Source organism: Saccharomonospora iraqiensis subsp. paurometabolica YIM 90007 (genome assembly GCF_000231035.2).
GTDB lineage: Bacteria > Actinomycetota > Actinomycetes > Mycobacteriales > Pseudonocardiaceae > Saccharomonospora > Saccharomonospora paurometabolica.
The window spans coordinates 32,360-40,190 of record NZ_KI912210.1; the positions used below are offsets into that span (position 1 = coordinate 32,360).

General features: G+C 73.0%; 8 protein-coding genes. 6 read left to right on the plus strand and 2 right to left on the minus strand.

Translation table 11 applies throughout. The features are described from left to right. On the plus strand, positions 1-670 hold a 670-nt coding region (locus SACPADRAFT_RS25525), incomplete at its 5' end, for an MFS transporter (RefSeq protein ID WP_157577066.1). 75 nt (positions 671-745) lie between these two features. Here the strand turns inward: SACPADRAFT_RS25525 and SACPADRAFT_RS0204215 are convergent. Further along, the gene (locus tag SACPADRAFT_RS0204215; RefSeq protein WP_028662197.1) at positions 746-1,399 is read right to left on the minus strand and encodes an O-methyltransferase; all 654 of its coding nucleotides are present in this window, start codon (positions 1,397-1,399) and stop codon (positions 746-748) included. 316 nt (positions 1,400-1,715) lie between these two features. On the opposite strand from SACPADRAFT_RS0204215, the gene sigE reads away from it, so the two are divergent. The 4 genes from sigE (at position 1,716) to tatB (ending at position 5,263) form a co-directional block, all read left to right on the plus strand. Beyond that, entirely contained in the window at positions 1,716-2,309 is a 594-nt protein-coding gene (gene sigE, locus SACPADRAFT_RS0204220; RefSeq protein ID WP_007025616.1) for an RNA polymerase sigma factor SigE, read from the plus strand. Beyond that, positions 2,306-3,157 (plus strand): zf-HC2 domain-containing protein, encoded by an 852-nt coding sequence (locus tag SACPADRAFT_RS0204225; protein WP_007025617.1) that lies wholly within the window; start codon positions 2,306-2,308, stop codon positions 3,155-3,157. Before sigE ends, SACPADRAFT_RS0204225 begins: the two co-directional genes overlap by 4 nt. Before the next feature lie 84 nt (positions 3,158-3,241). Then, positions 3,242-4,783 carry a S1C family serine protease gene (locus tag SACPADRAFT_RS0204230; RefSeq protein ID WP_007025618.1) on the plus strand — a complete coding sequence of 514 codons (1,542 nt, stop codon included), beginning with the start codon at positions 3,242-3,244 and terminating at the stop codon, positions 4,781-4,783. Positions 4,784-4,846: 63 nt separating this feature from the next. After that, complete coding sequence (gene tatB, locus SACPADRAFT_RS0204235) at positions 4,847-5,263, plus strand: Sec-independent protein translocase protein TatB (protein ID WP_007025619.1); 417 nt, start codon at positions 4,847-4,849, stop codon at positions 5,261-5,263. Between the two features lie 319 nt (positions 5,264-5,582). Here the strand turns inward: tatB and SACPADRAFT_RS0204240 are convergent, their stop codons facing one another. Further along, positions 5,583-6,728: an Mrp/NBP35 family ATP-binding protein gene (locus SACPADRAFT_RS0204240; RefSeq protein WP_028662198.1), complete on the minus strand. Its 1,146-nt coding sequence runs from the start codon at positions 6,726-6,728 to the stop codon at positions 5,583-5,585. 235 nt (positions 6,729-6,963) lie between these two features. On the opposite strand from SACPADRAFT_RS0204240, the gene SACPADRAFT_RS25530 reads away from it, so the two are divergent. Continuing rightward, on the plus strand, positions 6,964-7,831 hold an 868-nt coding region (locus tag SACPADRAFT_RS25530), incomplete at its 3' end, for a slipin family protein (RefSeq protein WP_007025621.1).

Genomic DNA, 7,831 nt, shown 5'->3' on the forward strand with positions numbered 1-7,831 from the left:
CGGGCCGGGGGAGGTCGTGTCCCCGCGAGGTCGCCCGGGGGTGTCGAGGGCGGCTGCGGGGCGGCGGCTGCGCACCGTGCTGACCGGGGTCGGGGCGGCCCTGCGCAGTCCGGTGCTGCTGGCGCAGTACGGGGTCGCACTGCTGGCGATGGGGTCGTTCGTCGCCCTTTACAACGCGGCGGGGTTCCGGCTCACCGGTGAGCCGTTCGCGCTCAGCCCGGCCGTGGCCTCCCTGGTGTACCTCTCCTACGCCACGGGGTCGGTGTCCTCGGCGACAGCGGGCAGGCTGGTGGCCCGGTTCGGTCGGCCGCGGTGCCTGGTCGTGGCGCTGACCACGACCGCCGTCGGCGCGGTCGTGACGCTGTCCGGGTCGCTGGCCGTCGTGGTCGTCGGGTTCGTGGTGTTCACCGGCGGGTTCTTCGCCGCGCACGCGGTGGCCAACGGCTGGGTCGCCCTGCGGGCCCCGGCGCAGGCCCGTGCGTCCGCGTCCGGCCTCTACACGCTGGCCTACTACCTGGGCAGCAGTGTCGGCGGCACCCTCGGCAGCATCGTCTTCGGTGCCGCGGGCTGGGGATGGCTCGTCGGCACCGTGGTGGTGTGGCTCGCGCTCGCCGCGGCGGGGGTCGCCCTGCCCGGGGCGGCGACCGCACGGCACCGTACGACGCCGTGACCGTACGATGCCGTGACCGCAGGAGACCGTGATCGCACCGCGGGCACGACTTCGTCGGCGGCGTGAGACCGCGTCTCAGGACGTGGCGACGGCGGCCACCAGGAGCCCGCTGCCCACCGGCAGCAGGGTGGGCACCAGCCGCGGATCGTCCCGGACCGCCCGGGCAACCTCCCGCAGCGCGAGCAGTTCCGGCTCGCGCCGGGAGGGATCGGCGATCCGCCCCGCCGCGAGCACGTTGTGGAAGGCGATCACGCCGCCCGGCCGCAGCAGGTCCACGCTCTGCTCGTAATAGTGCGGGTACTCCAGCCTGCCCGCGTCGGCGAACACGAGGTCGTACCCGCCCGCGGTCAGCCGGGGCAGGACATCGAGGGCGCGTCCGATGATCAGCCGCATCCGGCCCGCGGCGAAGCCTGCGTCCGAGAACGCGGCCCGGGCGCTCCGGTGGAACTCCGGCTCCAGGTCGATCGAGGTGAGGACACCGTCGGAGGCCATGCCCCGCAGCAGGTACAGGCCGGAGACACCGGCCCCCGTCCCGATCTCGACGACGGCGCGGGCCTGCAGCCCGGCGGCGAGGAAACTCAGCGTGGATCCCGTGGCGCCCGACACCGGCAGACATCCGAGCCGCTCCGCGCGCAGGCGCGCGCCGGCGAGGACCTCGTCCTCGGGCAGGTACGCCTCGAGGAACTCGCCGAGATCGACCGAACCGGTGATGTGCGTCTCGGAGTTCACGCGCCTGAGGTTAGCGTGGAGCTGCACCGCCGACCCCGCCCACTCGGGCGAGGACCGATGCGGTGACCGTGCGCGACCGGGTCGGCACCCGGCGTCGCCCGGGGCGCCCGGGATCCGACCAGGGTCCGACCAGGGTCCGACCGGGGTCCGACCGGGGCGGAGATCCCCGACGCCCACGAGGACGGCACCGCTTTCTCAGCGGGCTCTCAGCACGACCTCACTACAACCACAGGAAAGCGGGTAAGACTGGGAGCCCGGGACGGGAACTCCCGCCGCCGACGCCACGTTGGTGTCAGTAGTGAAGGGGAACGGGCCGATGGAGGTGCCTCCGCTGCCGTACGACAGCACGCAGACCGCTCCGGCACCGGTCGAGGACGAGGCCACGTGGACGCCGCCCACGTGGGACGAGGTGGTGCGGGACCACGCCGACCGCATCTACCGGCTCGCGTACCGGCTGTCCGGCAACGCCCACGACGCCGAGGACCTGACCCAGGAGACCTTCATCCGGGTGTTCCGGTCGCTGGCCTCCTACCGGCCCGGCACGTTCGAGGGCTGGTTGCACCGCATCACCACGAACCTCTTCCTCGACATGGCGCGCCGCCGGTCGCGGGTGCGGATGGAGGGCCTGCCGGAGGACACCGACCGCATCGTCGGGGACGACCCGAGCCCCGAGCAGGTGTACTCCAACACCCACCTGGACCCCGATCTCCAGGCCGCCCTCGACGAACTGCCGCCCGAGTTCCGCGCGGCGGTCGTGCTGTGCGACGTCGAGGGGCTGTCGTACGAGGAGATCGGCGCGACGCTCGGGGTCAAGCTGGGCACGGTGCGCAGCCGCATCCACCGCGGCAGGCAGGCACTGAAGTCGTCGCTCGAGCGCAGGCGGGCGCTCGTGCAGGAGGCGCGGGTATGACGTCGAACAGGGGCTGGGGGTTCTCCGAGTCGCATCTGCTGCCGGACGTCGTCGTGGCGTTCGTGGATCAGGAGCTGTCGCCCGGAGCCCAGGAGCGCGCGGCCGCGCACCTGGCCCACTGTCCCGGCTGCGCCGCCGAGGTCGCGGCGCAGCGTGCGGCCAGCAGCGCGGTCCGGAAGGCGGAGTCCCCGTCGATCCCGGCCGGGTTCCTGGCGAATCTGCGGGCGATCCCGCAGCACACCGACACCCCGTCGGTGCCGGACAACCTCGCCGTCGACCCGGACGGGCAGATCGTCACGGTGCAGCGGCCCGGGCAGGTGGCGGGGCTGCGGGGCGGCGCGCTGGGCACCTCCTCCCCGCTGGGCACCGCGTCCACCGTGCTGGGGGGTGGCGGCCTCCGCTTCTGGTCGGTGCGGCGCCGGGCCACCCAGGGTGCGGGCGTGGTGGTGTCCGGCCTGGTCCTGAGCGCACTGGCGTTTACCGCGACGTCCGGTGTGGGCGCGAGCGGCGGCACCGGGGACGCCGAGAGCCCCGGTCCGGGATCCTCCGGGGTCTGGCCCGCCCACCTGGGCTCTCCGCGGGGTGCCTCGCCCACCGCGGACACCGGCGGGACCACCTCCCCGGCCCCGGGGACACCCGTGGCCACCACGGTCTCCGGACCTCCGACCGGGTCGGCGTCGGCCCCGCGCGGGTCGGCCACCGGGACGTCGACGAGCGGCACCGGGACCGGCACCGCGAGCGCCACCGGCACCGCGACGGCCGTGTCGGAACGCACCGAACCCACCGTCCCGTCCACCGGTCTCCCCGGAACGCCCGCGCTCACCGGCCCGGGGTACGGCCCACGCTGACTTCACCGCCCCGAGGGCAGCATCGGCGTGGCAGGCTTGGCGTAGGGTCACGTCGAGCGATCATCAAGCCAGCACCGGGGAAGAATGAACGAGCGATCCACGCCGAGCCACGGGGAGTCCACCGAGTCGGGTGCGTCGCGGCTCCCGCCGCGCCCGGTCAGTCGTCCCGCGGTGGACCCTGCCCTGGAGGCCGCCTTCTCCCGGCCGCACGGGGTGCAGGGTTCGTTCTCCCCCGAGGGGGGCCGGGATCCGGTCCCGCAGGGGTCGCCGCCCGCGCCGCCTCCCCCCGCGCTGGCGGAGGCCTTCGGCAGGCCCGAGGGTGCCGACGACGTCGTCCTGCAGCGGCCCACCGGGGAGGCCGGGCCGACGTCCGGCAATGGCGGTGACAGCGACGGTGCCGACGACCAACCGCTGTGGACGTCGGTCGAGGATCCCTGGCGCGACCCGGGCGCGGCCGCGGTCCTGGGCGGTCCGGCGGTGCCGGACACCGACCGCACGGACGGGGAGAGCGAACGACCCCGGGGTCCGCAGCTGAGCCTGCCGGAGGTGCTGTTCGGTCGTCGCGTCCGGCCGACGGCCCTGGCGCTGCTCGGCGTGGTGGCCCTGCTCGTCGGCGCGTTGGGCGGCGCGGTCGGGTGGGCGCTGGCCAACGCGGGCGACTCGCTCACCGGCGAGCTCGAGATCGCGGAGGCCCGGCACGGCAAGGAACGGCCCGCCGGCTCCGTGGCCGCGATCGCGGACCGGGTGGCGCCCGCCGTCGTCTCGATCGAGGTGGAGTCCGGGCAGGCCGGTGGCGTCGGCTCCGGCGTCGTCATCGACGGCCAGGGTTACGTGCTCACCAATCACCACGTCGTCGCCCAGGCGGTGGACAACGAGAACACCGAGGTGCGTGCGGTGTTCACCGACGGGACACGCGTGCCGGGACGGATCGTGGGCACCGACCCGAAGACCGACCTCGCCGTGCTCAAGGTCGACGTCACCAATCCCGTGGTGATCCGGATCGGGGACTCCGGTGCGCTCGCCCCCGGGGACGCGGTGATGGCGATCGGTTCGCCGTTCGGGCTGGAGAACACGGTGACCGAGGGCATCGTCAGCGCCCTGAACCGGCCGGTGACCGCGCCCGGGGAGGACGGCAACCCGGCGGTGACCTACGACGCGATCCAGACGGACGCGGCCATCAACCCCGGCAACTCCGGCGGCGCGCTGGTCGACTCGACCGGTGCGCTCGTGGGGATCAACTCGATGATCCGCACCGTCGGCAGCGGCGGTGAGGGCGGCAGCATCGGTCTCGGGTTCGCGATCCCGGTGAACCAGGCCATCGCGATCAGTGAGCAGCTGATCGCCGACGGGCAGGTGGAACACGCCGCGATCGGGGTGAACGCGGCGTCGGTGTCGGCGACCGCGTCCGAGGGCGCCCAGGTCCGCAACGTCGTCGAGGGTGGCCCCGCGGCGCGGGCCGGGATCGCCGAGGGCGATGTGATCACGAAGGTGGGCGATCGCCGGGTGCGCACCGCGGCCGAACTCACCGTCGCGGTGCGCGAGCACGACATCGGCCAGGAGGTCCCGGTGCGGTTGGTGCGCGGGGGTCGGCCGTTGACCGTCGAGGTCACCCTGGGCTCGGACTGACCCGGAGCCGCCACGGACGGGGTACGCTGTCGGCGCACCGGGTTCGAGGCGGAGGTGTTCGGCGTGTTCGAGAGCATCGGTTGGAGCGAGATCGTCGTTCTCATCATCGCCGCTCTGTTCATCCTGGGCCCCGAACGGCTGCCGGAGGCGGCGGCCTGGCTCGGCCGGTCACTGCGTAAGGTCCGGGATTTCGCGACGGGGGCGCGGCAGCAGTTGCGCGACGAGATGGGGCCCGAGTACGAGGAGTTCCGCAAACCCGTCGAGGACCTGCGGAACCTGCGCAACTTCGACCCGAAGCGCGCGGTGACCCAGCACCTCTTCGACGGCGACCGGGACCCGTTGGGCCTGGACAACCTCAACCGGACCGACCCGGGCCCCCCGTCCGTCAAGCCCAACGGCTACGCCGACACCGGTGGCCCCACGGACGCGGGCCCCCTCCGCCCGGGCGAGAAACCCCCGGTCGACCCGGACGCCACCTGACCCAACCCGCGAGTCGCCACTCCAGGACCGCGAGTTGTCATCCGGCGCCCGCGAGTCGCCTCTCCATGCCCGCGAGTCCCCTCTCCACGCCCGTGAGTCGACACCACGAACCCGCGAGTCGACACTCCGACCGGCGAGTCGCCTTCCCGGGACCTCCGCCGGACGGCTTCGCGCCAGGACTGCGAGACCCCTCGCGGTCCTGGCGCGCCAACTCGCGGTTCTGGCACGTCAACTCGTGGGTCAGAGACGGCGACTCGCGGGTCTGGAACGGCAACTCGCGGGCATGGAGGGGCGACTCGCGGGTTGGTGGGGTGGGGCGTCAGCGGCCCGCCGGGGTGACGTTGAGCATCATGCCGGACAGGCCGCGGGCGCGGACGGACAGCTTCTCGGCCGCCTCGGTGAGCACCGTGCTCGCCGCGGAGTCCGGCTCGGACAGCACCAGCGGTGTGCCCGCGTCACCCTGCTCGCGCAGCGCGGGCTCCAGCGGCACCTGGCCGAGCAGCGGCACCTCGGCGCCGACGGACCTGGTGAGCGAATCGGCCACCGTCTGCCCGCCCCCGGAGCCGAAGATCTCCATGCGGGTGCCGTCGGGCCCCTCGAACCAGGACATGTTCTCGATGACCCCGGCCACCCGCTGGCGGGTCTGCAGCGCGATCGCGCCCGCCCGCTCGGCGACCTCGGCCGCCGCCTGCTGCGGCGTGGTGACCACCAGCAGCTCCGCGTTCGGGATGAGCTGGGCCACCGAGATGGCGATGTCGCCGGTGCCGGGGGGCAGGTCCAGCAGCAGGATGTCCAGGTCGCCCCAGAAGACGTCGGCGAGGAACTGCTGCAACGCCCGGTGCAGCATCGGCCCCCGCCACACCACCGGGGTGTTGCCCGGGGTGAACATGCCGATCGAGATCGTCTTCACGCCGTGCGCCTGCGGCGGCATGATCATCTTCTCGACCTTGGTGGGCTTCTCGGCTGCCCCCAGCATCCGCGGCACCGAGTGGCCGTAGATGTCGGCGTCCACCACACCCACCGACAGGCCCTTGCGCGCCATCGCGGCGGCGAGGTTGACGGTGACGCTGGACTTGCCGACGCCGCCCTTGCCGGAGGCGACGGCGTAGACGCGGGTCATCGAGCCGGGCTGGGCGAACGGGATCTCCGGCTCCTCGGCGTCGCCGCGCAGCTTCTGACGCAGTTCGGTGCGCTGCTCGTCACTCATGACGTCCAGCTCGACGCGCACGTCGCGCACCCCGTCCAGCTTCTCTACGGCCGCCGTGGTGTCGCGGGTGATCGTGTCCTTCAGCGGACAGCCCGCCACCGTCAGGTAGATGGCCACGTACACGACACCGTCGTCGCCGATCGTGATGTCCTTGACCATGCCGAGCTCGGTGATCGGCTTGTGGATCTCCGGGTCGTGGACGTCGTTCAGCGCGGCGCGCACGTCCTCGACGCTGGGGGTCTCTTGCGTGGTGGTCACTGCTCGGGCACCGACCTTTTCGTCGCTGGGGGTTGCGCTTGCTCCCCTCATGCTACGTCCCCCGTGATCGGTGCCTGCCACAACGGCCGCGCGAGGCCCTGGGCCGCGACGAAGTGTAATATGGATCACACACGATCGGTATGATCGAGGGTCGCGCCGCCGACCTCACCCGCAGTCCGTTCGCGGGTCCGAGTGCGGTGGCCGACGGCGTGACCCGCGGGAAGGCGGGGCCTGCATGGAGACGCTGATCACGATCGTCGTCATCGTCGGCCTGGTGCTGGCAGTCGCGGCGATGTCCTCGGTGCGGATCGTCCGGCAGTACGAACGCGGACTGGTCTTCCGGTTCGGGCGGGTGCACCGGGTGCCCCGGGAACCCGGGCTGAAGCTGATCGTGCCGGGGGTCGACCGGATGACGAAGGTCAACATGCAGATCGTCACCCTGCCCGTACCCGGGCAGGACGGCATCACCCGGGACAACGTCACCGTCCGGGTGGACGCGGTCGTGTACTTCAAGGTGATCGACCCGGTGCAGGCGGTCGTCGGGGTGGAGAACTACCGCTTCGCGATGCTGCAGGTCGCCCAGTCGAGCCTGCGCCGCACGATCGGGGAGAGCAGCCTCGACGACCTGCTCTCCCGCCGGGAGGCGCTGAACGAGGGCCTGGAACTGATGATCGACAGCCCGGCCGCCAACTGGGGCGTGCACATCGACCGGGTGGAGATCAAGGACGTCGCGCTGCCGGAGGCGATGAAGCGGGCGATGTCCCGCCAGGCCGAGGCCGAACGCGAGCGGCGCGGCCGGGTGATCTCGGCCGAGGGCGAGCTGCAGGCCTCGGAGAAGCTGTCCCAGGCGGCGGCCCGGATGGCCGACACCCCCGCCGCGTTGCAGCTGCGGCTGCTGGAGACGGTGGTGGAGGTCTCGGCGGAGAAGAACTCGACGTTGGTGCTGCCGTTCCCGGTGGAGATGCTGCGCTTCCTGGACGAGTCCGCGAAGCGCGACGCTGCCGGGTGGGCGGGGGCCGAGGCCGGACAGGAGGCCGCGTCGACCGGGGAGGCCGAGCCGACCGGAGACACCGCAGCGGCCGGCGAGCCGGGCACGCAGCGCG